Source organism: Streptomyces sp. CB02414 (genome assembly GCF_001905385.1).
Lineage (GTDB): Bacteria > Actinomycetota > Actinomycetes > Streptomycetales > Streptomycetaceae > Streptomyces.
In genome coordinates this window covers 351812-365373 of the sequence record NZ_LIPF01000004.1, presented here as the reverse complement: position 1 = coordinate 365373, position 13562 = coordinate 351812, and the positions used below count along the sequence as shown (strand labels likewise).

Genomic DNA, 13562 nt, shown 5'->3' with positions numbered 1-13562 from the left:
GTCAGAGCCCCGCCTTCCGCACCGCGCCCAGCACACCCTCGTAGTCCGTCGGGTCGAGGTCCGCAGCCAGGTCCAGGTCGACGAACCACTGCAGCCGCCTGGCGCCCGCCTCCGCCAGCATCGCGTCCACCCCGGCCTCCTCCAGCGTGCGCGCCACCTGCCTCAGCTCCTCGGCACGCCGGGCACCGTGCACCACCGTGCGCTCCAGCAGATAGCAGGCCAGCTTCTGCCAGTCCTCCGTCGGCAGGGTGCCGTTCATCGAACTCAGCACCCGCTCGGTGGCACCGTAGGCGGATGCGCCGACGGCGCATTCGAGCAGCAGCGCTTCCAGCCCCTTGACGAGCAGACTGCGGAACATCTTGACCGCCGAAGCCTGCCCGGGATCGTCCCCGAGCACCTCCAGCCGCATGCCCAAGGGGGTGAGCAGCTCGGCCAGCCGCTCCGCGCCGTCGCCGCTGAGCAGGACCGGCACCCGGTGGCGCTGCGGCGGTACGGCCGCCATGACGGCACCGTCGACGTAGGCGGCGCCGCTGCCGGCCACGACGACGCCGACCGTGCGCTTCACCTCGGGACTGGCCGAGTTGAGGTCGGCGTACACCTGGCCGGGCCGCAGGTGCGGCGCGATCTGCTCGGCGATCGGGACGGCCACCTTCGCGCTGGCCAGGCAGAGCAGCACATCGGTGTCGGCGCTGAGCCGGCCCAGGTCGTCGACGAGCGTCACACCCGCACTCGCCGCCCGCTTTCTGACCGCGTCCTCGTGGCCGCGCGCGTCGTAGCCGACGACGGAGAGGCCGTGCTCCTCGTGCAGGCCCGCGGCGATGGCCGCGCCCGCCTCGCCGACGCCGACGAGGCCGATCCTCGGGGTCATCGCACGCCCGCCGCGCGTAGTTCGTCAGTCATCGTCGTCCTCCTGGTCAGAACTGCGATTCGTACTGGGACGGATCGATGCGCGCCTCGACCACCAGCGGCCGGGACAGGCCCCCGAGGTTGGCGAGCGCCTTGTCGAGTGCCTCGCGGGAGTCGACCCGGACCCCGTCCGCGTGCATCGCCTCGGCCATGGCCACGAGGTCCATGTCCTCGATACGGGTCGCGGTGCTCGGGTAGCCCACGGCCGACTGCTTCAACTCGATGCGGTTGAGGCTGCCGTCGACGAAGACCACGAACGCGACGGCGGCCCCGATCGCGGACGCCAGCCGCACCTCCGTCGCGGTCATGGCGAACCCGCCGTCACCGACGAGCGCGACCACCGGGCGCGACGGATCGGCCAGCTTCGCCGCAATGGCGGCCGGTACGCCGAAGCCCATCGCGGACAGACCGTTGGTCATCAGCACCGAGCGTGGACGCAGCGCCTGCCAGCCCTGGCCGACCAACAGCTTGTGCGAGCCGACGTCACAGGTGGCCACGGTGTCCGCGGGCGCGGCTTCGCGGACGGCGTCGACCACGTCCGTAGGGTTCAACGCGCCCGCGACCCGGCCGTCGTAGTAGGCGGTACGCAACCGCTCCCGGTGTGCCGCGACGGCGGCCTCGGTCCAGCGCGGCCCGCCGGACCACTCGTCGCTGAGCCAGTTCAGGGTGGCCGCGATGTCCCCGACGCACTCGCAGGCACTGGCGTAGATCTGGTCGGTGTTCGGCACCATGTCGATGTGCAGGACCGGCGCCTTCGCCTTCCACGGCTTGATGAGTTCGACGGCGTCGAAACCCACCGCGACGATGAGGTCGGCCTCTCCGAGGAAGTCCCAGAGCACCTTGTTGCACGCCATGTCCAGCACGCCCGCGAACAGCGGGTGGTTCTCCGGGAACACGCCCTTCGCCATCGGGGCCACGACCACCGGCGTGGAGGTGGTCTCGGCGAGCCGCACGAGTGCGTCCGTCGCATGTCCCCGCACCGCCGCGATCCCGGCCAGCAGCACCGGGCGGCGGGCGGCGGCGAGCATCGCGGACGGGTCCGGCCCGTCCGGGGCACGGTGGACACGGACGCTGGTGACCGACGACGACGTCGGCGGCATGACGAAGTCCGCGTCCGTCGCCGGCTGCTTGCTGACGTCGCCGTTGATGGTGAGGTGCACGGGCCCCGGCCGCTCGGCCGCCGCCAGGCTCAGTGCCTTGCGCATGGTCGTGGCCACCGCGGTCGGTTCCACCTTGCCGGCCCACTTGGTGACCGGGGAGTAGAGCAACTTGTGGTCGACGACCTGGTGCGTGAAGTACTGCTCCCTCGCGGTCTCGATCTGCCCGGAGACGGCGAGGAGCGGCACTCGGTCGAGGTGGGCCGCGGCGATGCCGTTGAGGAGCGCGGTCGACCCCGGACCGAGCGTGGACAGCGCGACACCGGTCGTGCCGGTGGCCATCGCGTGCCCCTCCGCCATGAACGCCGCGGTGCCCTCCCGCCGTGCGAGCACGACGTCGATCCCCCTCGCCCGGGACGTCTCCATGAACTCGATGATCGGGTCACCCGGGTAGGCGAAGATGCGCTCGATGCCCGCGGCGACGAGCGACTCGGCCATGACCTCCGCCGTACTCGCTGCCTCGCTCATGCGTGTCTCCTCGTGTTCTGGTCGCTTTCTGACGGGGCGACGACACCTGCGGGGTGCCGCTCCCGGGGGTGGCCCGCGCCCTCATGAGCCGGCGCGGGCGGTCTTCCCCGCGCCGGTGCCCGCGATACGTCCGAACACCGACCCATTGGTCAGGCCGGATCCGCCCGGGTAGTTGTGGTAGAAGATGCCGCCCACCAGCTCACCGCACGCGTACAGACCGGGGATGACCTTCTGGTCGACGTCGAGCACCTCGGCGTCCGGCGTGATCTTCAGCCCGCCGAAGGTGAAGGTGATGCCGCAGGTGACGGCGTAGGCCTCGAAGGGGCCCTCGTCGATCGTGTTCGCCCAGTTCGACTTCGGCACGTCCAGCCCGTTGGTGGAGCGGCCGTCCTTCACGTTCGGGTCGAAGGGCACGTCCCGGCGGACGGCGGCGTTGTACTCCTCGATCGTCCGCAGGAACTGCTCGGCGTCGACCCCGTCCAGCTTCGCGGCCAGCTCCTCCAGCGTGCGACCGGTGACCTTCGTGGCCTGCCGGATGCGGTACTCGTCGCGCAAGAGGTGCGTCACCTTCTGGTCGAACACCTGCCAGGCGAAGTGCCCCGGCTGACGAAGGATCACCTGCCCGTACTTGGCGTAGGTGTAGTTGCGGAAGTCCGCGCCCTCGTCGACGAAGCGTTCCCCGCGCGCGTTCACCATGATGCCGAAGGGGTAGCTGTGCTTCTGGAAGGCGTCCCCGACCTTCAGGTCGCCGAAGGCGGGTGCGTTCAGCTCCCAGCCGACGGCGTGCGCACCCGACCAGTGGCCCCACGGCATCGCGCCGATCTCCAGCGCCATGCGGATGCCGTCGCCCATGTTGAAGCGTGAGCCGCGCACCTTCGCCAGGTCCCAGCCGGGCCCGAGGTAGCGGGTGCGCCACTCGGAGTTGGCCTGGAATCCCCCGGAAGCCAGGACCACGGCAGACGCCGCCATCTCGGTGAACCGGCCCTGGCGCTTGGTCAGCACACCCGTGACGCGCCCGTCCTCGGTCAGCAGATCCGTGGCCGCGGTCTCGTAGCGGATCTCGATCCCGGCGTCCAGCGCGGCCTTGGTGAGCGCGTCCACGAGGCCGGGGCCGCCGCCCCACGCCTCGAGCGTGAGACCGCCCCAGAACTTGAAGCGACCGTCGACCTTGAAGGCCTGACGGCCGTAGATGGGGAGGAAGCGCACGCCCTTGCCTCGCATCCAGCGCAGCGTGTCGAAGCTGCGCCGCACCAGCAGATCGGCGAGATCCGGATCGGCACGGTGTTCGGTGACCCGTGCCAGGTCGTCGAAGAACTGCTCCTCGGGGTAGCTGCCGAAGTCGGTCTGCTCGATCTGCTCGGGCGAGAGATCCGGCGAGAGTTCGAGGATGTCCTCGACGCCGCGGTAGGCGAACCTCATGGCGCCCGCGGTGAAGGTGCTGTTCCCACCGCGCTCCTCGTACGGCGCCCGCTCCAGCACCACGACGGAACTCCCGGCCTCGCGCGCGGCCAGTGCCGCACACAAGGCCGCGTTCCCGCCACCGACGATGACGACGTCGTACGACGACTCCATTCCTGATCCTCTCCACTGGGACAGCGGGTCACTTCTCTTCAAGGGCGAAAAGCGGATCGAACACTGCTGGAAAATGACATCGGCGTCGACATCAATCACAAGTTCCCGGGGGCCCTGGCGGCAATGTCCCCATGAGACCCGACGCCTCCCCGCCTCGACGGTTGCCCAGCACCTCGAGTAAATCTTATACTGACGTCGATATCAATACAGGAGGCCACGTGACGAACCCAGCTCTCGGCGTGTCGATCAGCAGCCTCGGGCTGCCGGAGTTCGCCGAGCGGTTCCGCCAGTGGATGACCGACCATCAGGCAGAACTGAACCCGCTCTTCGCCCCCCACAGCGACTACGACCTGCGGGTCGATGCCGCGCGTCGGCTCCGCAAGCTGCTCTTCGACCACGAGTGGGGCCGGGCCGGCTGGCCCGAGGGGTTCGGCGGCGCGGGCGGCGATCCCCTCTTCCGTGCCGTGCTGCACGACGAACTGCACCAGGCGGGCTGGCCGGGACCCGCCGTGTTCGAGCACCTGGAGATCATCGCGCCGGCCTTGATCGAGTTCGCCGACCCGGGGTTCGCCGCCGAGGTCCTGCCCGACTTCCTCGACGGGTCCCGAAGCTGGTCGCAGGGCTTCTCCGAGCCGGAGGCGGGATCGGACCTGGCGTCACTGCGCACGCGCGCCACCCTCGACGGCGAGGACCTCGTGGTCAGCGGGCACAAGATCTGGACGAGCTGGTCCAAGTGGGCGCACTGGTGCCTCGCCCTCGTGCGCACCGGCACCGCAGAGCAGCGCCACCGCGGACTGTCCATGATCGCCATCGATCTGAACTCCCCGGGTGTCCAGGTCAGGCCCATCCGTCAGGCGAACGGCACCGACGAGCTGGCCGAAGTGTGGTTCGACGACGTCCGCGTACCACGCAGGCAGCTCGTCGGCCAGGTCGATGGGGGCTGGCGTGTCGCCATGCACCTGCTCGCACGCGAACGCGGGACGGTCTCCTGGCTGCGCCAGGGGGACTTCCGGCAGAGACTCACCGCCAGCAGCAAGGTCTTCCCCGAGAACCTCGACCGCCAGCTCGGTGACGTGGTACTGCAGCTCGCCGGACTCCGCGCCGCCGGCGCCACGTTGCTGGCCCGCGAGGCGGCCGGACAGCAGCTCGGGCCCGAAGCCGCGTACAACAAGCTCCTCATGACCCGCACCGAACAGAACCTCTACAACCTGCTGCGAGACCTCGACGGAGTGCCCGTCGCCCTGCCCGGCACCCACACCGAGCACGCCCTGCTGCAGCAGGACTACCTCTTCTCCCGCATTGTCACGATCTACGGAGGATCCCAGCAGATGCAGCTGATCACGGTGGCGCGTCACATCCTTGGACTGGGCAATGGCTGACTCCCTGCGCCCCGGCGACTACGTCGGCTACCGCGATGCCGCGGGCGACATCCTCGGCCGGCACGACGGTGCCGAGGCACTCACCGCGTTCGGCCTCGACGAACTGCTCGACCCCGCCACGCCGGCCGCCGACCTCACACCGGCCTACGCCTTTCTCGAGGCCCAGGGGCAGCACTGCGCCAGAACGCCCGCGCTCGCCCTGCTGGGCCTGACCGGCATGCTGTCCCGTTCCTCGTACACCGGGGCGACCCCGCTGCTCCTCGGGTCGTCCCTGGGCAACACACAGCTGATCGGTGTTCCCGGCCGCGTCGCGTCGGCCCTAGTCGTCGTCGACCTGCCCGGCACCGGTCTGGTCGCTCACTCCGACGTGAACGCAGCGGTGCAGAGGCCGGCCTTTCCCGGCGCGGACGACTACGTCACCGTGGTCGATCCCCACCTCGCCTCACCCGCCGTCACCCTGGTACCGGACGGAGAGCTGAACGGCCGACGTGCCGAGATCGTCTCCCGGACCCGGCTCGGGGCTTCCGCCGAACTCCTCGGTGTCATCGACCGCCTGCTCGCCGACGCCGTCACGTACACCAAGCAGCGCAGGCAGTTCGGCCAGGCCCTGGCGAGTTACCAGTCCCTGCAGCACCTCCTCGCCTGGGCCGCCACCGAGCGCCACCAGCTCGTCAGCCTCTACGACGTCGCCGTCAACAACGCGGCCCGAGGCCCCCTGGACCCCCAACTCGCCCGCGCTGTCAAGGCCCTGGCGGGCCGGACCCTGCACACCGTCGCGCAGACCGCGATCCAGGTCACCGGCGGCATCAGCTTCACCTGGGAGTACGCGCAGCACGTCCAGCACCGGCGCGGCCTCGCCCTCGACCAGCTAGCCGGCGCCTCCGCCGACCTGATCGCGGCGATCGGAAGCCAGGCCCGCACCGAGGGTGCCGTCCCCACCCTGGTCGACCTCCACGAGCTGGCCGAAGCCCTGGCTCGGTAGGCCGCCGGCGCCCCCGGCCCGTCGGCCGGATCCCGGCGGACAACCACCCCTGAAGATCGTGCGGGCGGCACACCGGAGCTGAGTATGATTGTGCCGTCAGTTTCAAAATCCACACGCACGCATCGGCGCCACATCCACTCCGGAGCGTCCTTCAGGAAGGTTGCCCATGGACTCCGCACCTCGCTCTGCCAAAGGCCGACGTACGCGAGCCCGCCTCATCGAAGCCGGCAAGACCGTCTTCGAGCGGGATGGCTTCCTTCAAGCCCGGATCTCCGACATCGCGGCCGAGGCCAGCGTCTCGCACGGCTCCTTCTACCACTACTTCGAATCCAAGGAGTCCCTCTTCCGCGAGGTCGCCGAACAGGTGGAGGCCCGCCTCATCTCCATGGCCGACATCCCTGCCGACGCCGAGCACTCCGGCGACCCCGTCGAGCGCATCCGCGCCGCGAACCGCTCCTACCTCACCGCGTACAAGGGCGAGGCACGCATCATGCGGGTCATCGAAGAAGTCAGCCGTTACGACGACGAGGTCCGCCAGGTCCGCATCCAACGCGACAAGCACCTCGGCGCACGCACGGAGGCCTCCATCAAGCGCCTCCAGGCCGACGGTCTCGCCGACCCGCGGATCGACACCGCCTACGCCGCCGAGGCCCTCGGCGGCATGGTTGCCCGCTTCGCCGAGAACTTCTTCATCGCGGGGCACAAGTTCGAGCTCGACAAGGCCGTCGAACAGCTCACCATCATCTGGGCCAACGCCCTCGGACTCACCCACGGCACCACTGGGCACCTCAAGCAGGAGGCGACGCCCACCCGGCCGGTACCCCCTGCCACCTTCTCGTCCTGATGCTCCCGCGTTCAAGGAGCCGGCGGCGACCTGTCACGGCATGAGTATTGACGTTGACGTCAAAAAAGGATTAGGTGGCTGGGCAACCCATACGGAGGTGGGAGATGGCGGACCTGGTCACCCGAAACGCGGAGATGGCACGGCGCATGTACGAAACGCAGGTGCATGCCCATCGCACGCACAGCCTCGTACAGCCCGGGATCCTGAGTTACGACGACGACTTCAGCGAGCCATGGGACCTCGTCCTGTTCTCGCCGAAGCGAGGTGACTGGACCGTGCGCATCACGGGCCCGGAGAGTTTCGACGGCGAGCCCGAGTTCAGGATGTACTGGACCGGCATGCCGGACTTCGCCATCACCTCGTACGAGGTCTTCCCGCACGAGGACGGCTGGGTGTGCCGCATGGTCTACACCGGGCACACCCGCGACGGCGAGGAGATCGTGGCGCACCAGGTCGACTTCGCGACGATCGACGACAAGGGCCGGTTGGTGCGCATGGAGTGGTACACCGACCCGAACCAGTGGCTGCGGGTCTGGTCCGCCGCGACCGGCAAGACCGTCGCCGAGGTCGACGAGTACTTCGCGACCACGGACGGCTTCGCACGGATGATCCAGGAGACGATCGCAAGCCGTAAGGCCGGCCAGGGCGCACAGTAGCTTTCGGCAGGAGTGAGGACGGCGATAGCCGTCTTCGACCGACGGATCACGGTGGCGGCCCTCCTGCACGAAGCACAGGATCCAGGCATGAGTGCGTCGCTGACGTGATGCCTCATGTCCACCGCCCCGCGCGGATGTGCGGCATGGTGCCCGGCGACTGGTAAGACGGCTACGAGCTCCGGTCCGGGGGGACGACACCGTCCTCTGCGCGCAGGTCCTCCCCGACGAGCACCGCGGGCTCGAGAGATCCGGGCCGGCCTGACCGCGCGGTCGGCGGGCGTCACCGCGATCGACGCGGAGATCACGGACATGAAGACCCTGACGAACGGGCTGCTCGGCGGCGTGCACGCCCGGGCGCGCTTGACGACCACGTACGCGGACGGGCTTCCCTGTGGACGAATGACCCGCAGACCCACGATCGGCGCAGGCCCGCGGAATGCCACGGCCCGGTCAGGAGGTTTCCACCTCCTGACCGGGCCGGTGTTCGTTCGCGGGGCGGATCGGTCGCTACTCGCTCGGCGGCTCGTCCGACGTCCGGACCTTGATGGTGACGGCCCGGCGGGCGAAGAAGAGGCCGTCCTCCCCGTGCCGGACCTCGTCGCGGTACTCGCCGGAGGAGAGCGCGTAGGTCGAGGCGTTGACGAAGACGAAGTTGGAGGTCACGTGCAGCGTGCCGTCCGACCCGCGGCGCACCGTCGGCACACCCTGGACATGGACGCCGCCCGGGGCCTGCTGCGTGAACTCGGCCAGCTCCCGGCCGCCGGTGATGTCCCGGTCCGGGAGCGCCAGTGTCCCGGTCCCGCCGAACAGGCGCGGCACCGTCGCCGTGTCCCGGGAGTCGATCGCGCGGGCGTAGTCCCCGAGCAGGTTCCACAGGGCCGGCAGGACCTCGGACAGGTCTTCCACCTGGACATCCGTCATGATGGCATCTCCCTCTGTCGCTGGGCGGCGTGCTCCGCCGTCCTGTGATGGCGCTTGTTTCGGTGAACTGTGGATCAGCGGGGCAGGGCGACCACGCTCAGGCCGGGCCCGACGGTGAGGACACCGTCGACCGTCGAACGGAGCTCGACTTCCAGGACCAGCCGGCCCGGCTCCGCACGCCTGCGGACGACCTTCCCCTGCACGCGCACCGTGCTCCCGGCGGCCGCGAAGCGCACCATCCTCAGGTCCCGGATCGCCAGGATCTCGCCCGCCGGGCCGATGAAGTCGCGCAACGCCCGCTCCCACATACCCAGCAGGAAGAGCGCGTTGGCGTACATGGACGGCGCTCCGGACGCGCGCGCGAAGTCGTCGTTGTGGTGCAGGGGAGCGAGGTCCCGGGTGGCCCCCGCGGCCATCACCAGCCGGTACACCGGCAAGGGGAAGTCGACCGGCTGCAAGGACCGGCCCGCCTCCGCCTCGAAGGGCGACGACCACGGGGGGTTTGCGGCGGTCCCCTCCACCGCCGCAAGCTTGTCGGCCCGCTCGCCGGCCGGGTCGGTCATCGGCCGCCCCCGGCCCTCGGAACGGGGGTTGTAGAGGTACATCTCCAACTCGACCCGGCAGACCTCTTCACCGGCCTCGGTCAGGAATCGCCTGCTCACCCGGACGAAGGCGCCGCGGCCGACCCTCGTCTCCTTCGGCGTGCAGGAGATCAGTCTGCGGCCGGTGATCCCCACCCGCTCCCCCACGTGCAGGGGCCGCACGAACTCGTAGGAGGTGTTGGTCGCGAAGATGTGCGTGGTGGGCGGGGCCGAGGGAAAGGTCTCCGACTGCATCGGGCTGGAGCGGGGCAGCGCGTCGCGCCCGTCGTCCGGGAACGCCACGGCATCGCCCGGCTCCCACACAGGCGCGAACGCGTAGGACCAGACGGAGGTGTAGGGCGCCGTGACGCCCGGCCGGCCGTGGGCGCGGGCGGCCTGCTCGTCGTGGTGCAGTGGGCAGTCCAGTTCGAGGACCTCGGTCAGCCGGCGGATCGCGCCCGCCTCGACCCGGTCCGGCCCCAAGACCGCGCCGGGCGGGTCGATGTCGTGGCCGACCAGGTCCCGCAGCGGCTGCCAGGCCGTCGTCCAGTCGTCCTCCGGCCCGTGTACCGGCTCGCCCGCCCGGTCCGTCGCTCGCTCACGGGAGCCCTGCGGCATCAGTGCGCGGTGCGCAGTCCGGCGCCGCCGTCGACGACCACCTCGGCGCCGGTCACGAACGAGGACTCCGGCGAGGCCAGCACCGCGACCATGGCGGCGATGTCCTCGGACTCACCGATGCGGCCGAGCAGCGAGCCCTTCGACAGGCGCTCGATGGTCGCGGCGTCGTGCATCGGCGTCGCCACCGAGCCCGGCAGGACGGCGTTCACCCGGATTCCCAGGTCTCCCAGCTCGCGCGCGGCGGTCAGGCTCAGGCCGCGGGCCGCCCACTTGGAGGAGTTGTAGGCGCTGTGCCGGTCGAAGGGATGCAGGGCGGAGATGCTCAGCGTGTTCACCACGGCCGGCTGGTCGGCCTTCTGCAGCAGCGGCGTCGCCGCCCTGATGCCGAGGAACATGCCGAGGCAGTTGACCCGCCACAGGCGCTCGAACTGCTCGGCCGTCTCGTCGACGAGCATCCCGCGGCCGAGGATGCCGGCGTTGTTGACGAGTACGTTGAGGCCGCCGAACCGCTGCTCGACCTCGGTCAACGCGGTCGCCCAGCTCTGTTCGTCCGTGACGTCGAGCCGTACCGGCAGCACCTCGGGGTCGTTCAGTTCGGCGACCGCGCGCCGTAGTTCGTCGTCGAGTACGTCCGCCGCCGCCACGGACAAGCCGTCCCGACGCAGGCGACGGACGATCGCCAGGCCCTGTCCCCGCGCGCCGCCCGTGACGAGCGCGACCCTCTTCTGACTCATTGCCACGTCCTCAGTGTTCGATGTCGAAGCCGGTGATGGCCGGTCACGGCCCTGTCGTGATCCGGAGTTCAGTCCCCGAAGCGGTACAGCCCGATCGTGGTCGCGACGCACGCCGGCCGCTCCGCCCCCTCCAGTTCGACGACCGCCTGGAGCCCCAGCCGCAGGCCCTTGTCGTCGCGTTGCTCGGCCGACCGCACGGACACCCGCACGCGGACCCGCGACCCCGCGGGCACGGGCGTGAGGAAACGCACGCTGTCGGCGCCGTAGTTGACCCCCATGACCGCGCCCTTCACGGCGAAGACCTGGCGCATGAGGTCCGGCAGCAGCGACAGCGTGAGATAGCCGTGCGCGATGGTCGTCCCGTAGGGCCCTGCCGCCGACCGGTCGACATCGACGTGGATCCACTGCCGGTCCTCGGTCGCCTCGGCGAACAGGTCGATGCGGTGCTGGTCGACGGTGATCCAGTCGCTGGTACCGATCTCGGTGCCGACCGCGGCCCGGGCGTCCTCGACGGACTCGATGACGAACACTTCTCGCTCTCCCTCGGTTATCGGCCGGACGGCAGGCGCAGTCTGCGCTTGCCGATGATGTTGCGCATGACCTCCGAGCTTCCGCCGGAAATCGTCAGCGAGCGCGACCAGAGGTAGGCGTCCGTGAGGCGGCGGGCCGCGGCCCGGGCGTGCTCCGGCACCGGCTGGTGCTGTGTGATCACCTGTACGCCCAGCCGTGCCGTCCGGTTGTACGCCTCGGTGTAGAGGAGCTTGGCGATCGGTGCCTCCGCCTCACCCTCCTCCCCCGCGAGCGCGCGCTCGATGTGGCCGGTCACATAGGCATTGGCGGCCTCCGCCTCGCTGCGCAACCGCGTGATCCGCTCCAGCGTCTCGGGCCTGTGCAGGACGGTTTCGCCGCCGTCGCCGACAGCGCCGGCCACCGTGACCAGATCCGCGAGGAGCAGCTCCAGGAGCAGGACGTTGCCCCCCACCGTGAAGCGCTCGGACTCCAGCCCGGACATCGACACGGACCATCCCCGGCCGATCTCCCCGATCACGTGCTCCGGGCCGAGGACGACCCCGTCCAGGAAGACGTCGTTGAACTCGTGCGCGCCGCCCATCGTGGTCATCGGGCGGATCTCCAGGCCCGGGCTGTCCATGGGAACGATGAAGGCGGTCAGCCCCGCGTGCCGCTCGGAGGCGGGGTCGGTGCGCAGCAGGGCCATGCCGTACTGCGCCCAGTGCCCGTCCGTCGTCCAGGTCTTCTGTCCGCTCAGCACCCAGGTGCCGTCCTCGCGGGCGGTGGCGCGCGCGGTGACTCCCGCCAGGTCGCTGCCGGCGCCCGGTTCGCTGAACAACTGGCACCAGATGTACTCGCCGGTCCGGATCCCGGGCAGGTACCGCTTGCGCTGCTCGTCGGTGCCGTACCGCAGCAGGACGTGGCTCGCGAGCAGGACCTGGTCGATCGGCCTCGGTGCCCGCGCCCGGATGAGTTCCTCGGTCAGGACCAGTTCGTCGAGCGGCTGGTGGTCCGGGCTTCCGCCCCACTCGACGGGCCACGACCGGCCGAGCAGTCCGTTGTCGTACAGGGTGCGGTACCAGGAGCGCATGGCGGCCTCCTGTTCCGCCGACTTCGGCGCACGGTGGCCCTCGCGGGCCTCGAAGGGGGCGTGCCGTGAGACGACGTCCCGGACCCGGGCCCGGAAGGCGTCGTTCGTCGCCACCGACGGGCGGGATCCTTCGAGGGAGGCCCGCAGTGCCTCCGGGTCGAGGGGCCGCGGGCGGGCGGCGGCGGCGTTGCGCACGGCGCGGCGCATCGCGTGGTGCACGGGCCACTCCCAGGTGAACCCGATGCCGCCGCAGAGCTGGATGCAGTCGTCCAGCGCCGCCACGGCCCGCTCGGCGAGGAAGACGCGCAGCAGCCGCGTCACGCCGTGCGCGCTCGGCGCGCGTGTCGCCAGCGCGACGGCCGCCCGCTGCACGAGCGCGTCGGCTGCGGCGACGAGGACCTCCAGGTCGGTCAACCGGTGCTGCAGGGCCTGGAAGGAGGCGAGCGGACGGCCGAAGGCGGTCCGTCCGGCCAAATACTCGCGGACCCTCTCCGCGGTGACCTCCAACGCCCCGAGGGTGTCGGCGCACACCAGCAGCGCCGCCGTGTCCGCCAGGGTCCCGGCTCCTGCGGCAGGTGTGCGCAAGGGGCGGCCGGGTGTCCGCGACAGGTCCACGAGCAGCTCGTCGCGGGTGGTGTCGAGCCGGTCGTCCCCGGTCAGGGCGCTCACGTCCGCGGTCCCGGGGGTGACGAGCAGGAGCGGTCCGTCGTCCTGCTCTTCCTCACCGGCCAGGACCAAGCCGCCCAGGGGCAGCGTCCCGCTGACCACGGCGGCACCCTCCGCCGTCCAGCCGTCGCCCTCGCGGGTGAGGGCGCGGTGCTCGTGGAAGGCGCCCCCGGTCCTTCCTCCGAGGAGGTCGTCCAGGAGGGCCTGTCGTTCCGGGTGCCCGGCGACCGCGGCCGCGGCGAGCAGGGTCCCGCCGACCGGCAGACCGTTCAGCGCGCGTCCGGCCTCCCGGACGACGGTGCACGCCTCCAGTACTCGCCACCCCGCGCCGCCGTTCTCCTCGGGGGTCAGCAGCGCGAGCAGGCCCAGTTCGCCCAGCGTCGCGAGGGTGGGCGTGCCGGCGAACACCTCCCGTGCCGTGGCCCGCAGCAGCCTGAGTTCGTCTCGGTCGATCGCCACTGGGTTGTCGCTCATGGCC

At 70.6% G+C, this 13562-nt stretch carries 12 protein-coding genes; 4 read left to right on the top strand and 8 right to left on the bottom strand.

Annotation, left to right across the window (positions count from 1 at the left end; genetic code table 11):
- Position 1: 1 nt before the first annotated feature.
- From AMK11_RS15735 to tcuA, 3 genes are all read right to left on the bottom strand, one after another.
- A complete protein-coding gene (locus AMK11_RS15735) occupies positions 2-868 on the bottom strand; it encodes an NAD(P)-dependent oxidoreductase (protein ID WP_073727436.1) in 867 nt (288 codons plus the stop codon).
- Between the two features lie 46 nt (positions 869-914).
- Positions 915-2531 (bottom strand): thiamine pyrophosphate-binding protein, encoded by a 1617-nt coding sequence (locus tag AMK11_RS15730; protein WP_073727434.1) that lies wholly within the window; start codon positions 2529-2531, stop codon positions 915-917.
- A gap of 81 nt (positions 2532-2612) precedes the next feature.
- Entirely contained in the window at positions 2613-4103 is a 1491-nt protein-coding gene (gene tcuA, locus AMK11_RS15725) for an FAD-dependent tricarballylate dehydrogenase TcuA (protein ID WP_073727432.1), read from the bottom strand.
- Positions 4104-4321: 218 nt separating this feature from the next.
- Between tcuA and AMK11_RS15720 the strand changes: the two genes are divergently transcribed.
- From AMK11_RS15720 to AMK11_RS15705, 4 genes are all read left to right on the top strand, one after another.
- Entirely contained in the window at positions 4322-5482 is a 1161-nt protein-coding gene (locus tag AMK11_RS15720; RefSeq protein ID WP_073727430.1) for an acyl-CoA dehydrogenase family protein, read from the top strand.
- The gene (locus AMK11_RS15715) at positions 5475-6464 is read left to right on the top strand and encodes an acyl-CoA dehydrogenase family protein (protein ID WP_073727428.1); all 990 of its coding nucleotides are present in this window, start codon (positions 5475-5477) and stop codon (positions 6462-6464) included. Before AMK11_RS15720 ends, AMK11_RS15715 begins: the two co-directional genes overlap by 8 nt.
- Positions 6465-6630: 166 nt before the next feature.
- Complete coding sequence (locus tag AMK11_RS15710; RefSeq protein WP_079187462.1) at positions 6631-7308, top strand: TetR/AcrR family transcriptional regulator; 678 nt, start codon at positions 6631-6633, stop codon at positions 7306-7308.
- Between the two features lie 104 nt (positions 7309-7412).
- Positions 7413-7964 carry a hypothetical protein gene (locus AMK11_RS15705; protein ID WP_073727427.1) on the top strand — a complete coding sequence of 184 codons (552 nt, stop codon included), beginning with the start codon at positions 7413-7415 and terminating at the stop codon, positions 7962-7964.
- A 507-nt stretch (positions 7965-8471) separates the two neighbouring features.
- Here the strand turns inward: AMK11_RS15705 and AMK11_RS15700 are convergent.
- The 5 genes from AMK11_RS15700 to AMK11_RS36865 all read right to left on the bottom strand — a co-directional run bounded on the left by AMK11_RS15700 (position 8472) and on the right by AMK11_RS36865 (position 13558).
- On the bottom strand, positions 8472-8885 hold the full coding sequence (locus AMK11_RS15700; protein WP_073727426.1) for a nuclear transport factor 2 family protein: 414 nt from the start codon (positions 8883-8885) through the stop codon (positions 8472-8474).
- A gap of 74 nt (positions 8886-8959) precedes the next feature.
- Entirely contained in the window at positions 8960-10084 is a 1125-nt protein-coding gene (locus tag AMK11_RS38155) for an FAS1-like dehydratase domain-containing protein (RefSeq protein WP_198941375.1), read from the bottom strand.
- Positions 10084-10818, bottom strand: coding sequence for an SDR family NAD(P)-dependent oxidoreductase (locus AMK11_RS15685; protein WP_073727424.1), 735 nt, complete (start codon positions 10816-10818; stop codon positions 10084-10086). The genes AMK11_RS38155 and AMK11_RS15685 overlap by 1 nt, the downstream gene beginning before the upstream one ends.
- 68 nt (positions 10819-10886) lie before the next feature.
- The gene (locus AMK11_RS15680; protein ID WP_073727422.1) at positions 10887-11348 is read right to left on the bottom strand and encodes a MaoC family dehydratase; all 462 of its coding nucleotides are present in this window, start codon (positions 11346-11348) and stop codon (positions 10887-10889) included.
- Between the two features lie 17 nt (positions 11349-11365).
- Entirely contained in the window at positions 11366-13558 is a 2193-nt protein-coding gene (locus AMK11_RS36865; RefSeq protein WP_079187461.1) for an acyl-CoA dehydrogenase family protein, read from the bottom strand.
- Positions 13559-13562: the final 4 nt, after the last annotated feature.

Excerpts from the sequence above, each read along its gene's own strand:
- AMK11_RS15735 (WP_073727436.1), bottom strand. The coding sequence starts at position 868 with ATGACCCCGAGGATCGGCCTCGTCGGCGTCGGCGAGGCGGGCGCGGCC.
- AMK11_RS15730 (WP_073727434.1), bottom strand. The coding sequence starts at position 2,531 with ATGAGCGAGGCAGCGAGTACGGCGGAGGTCATGGCCGAGTCGCTCGTC.
- tcuA (WP_073727432.1), bottom strand. The coding sequence starts at position 4,103 with ATGGAGTCGTCGTACGACGTCGTCATCGTCGGTGGCGGGAACGCGGCC.
- AMK11_RS15715 (WP_073727428.1), top strand. The coding sequence starts at position 5,475 with ATGGCTGACTCCCTGCGCCCCGGCGACTACGTCGGCTACCGCGATGCC.
- AMK11_RS15710 (WP_079187462.1), top strand. The coding sequence starts at position 6,631 with ATGGACTCCGCACCTCGCTCTGCCAAAGGCCGACGTACGCGAGCCCGC.
- AMK11_RS15705 (WP_073727427.1), top strand. The coding sequence starts at position 7,413 with ATGGCGGACCTGGTCACCCGAAACGCGGAGATGGCACGGCGCATGTAC.
- AMK11_RS15700 (WP_073727426.1), bottom strand. The coding sequence starts at position 8,885 with ATGACGGATGTCCAGGTGGAAGACCTGTCCGAGGTCCTGCCGGCCCTG.
- AMK11_RS38155 (WP_198941375.1), bottom strand. The coding sequence starts at position 10,084 with ATGCCGCAGGGCTCCCGTGAGCGAGCGACGGACCGGGCGGGCGAGCCG.
- AMK11_RS15685 (WP_073727424.1), bottom strand. The coding sequence starts at position 10,818 with ATGAGTCAGAAGAGGGTCGCGCTCGTCACGGGCGGCGCGCGGGGACAG.
- AMK11_RS36865 (WP_079187461.1), bottom strand. The coding sequence starts at position 13,558 with ATGAGCGACAACCCAGTGGCGATCGACCGAGACGAACTCAGGCTGCTG.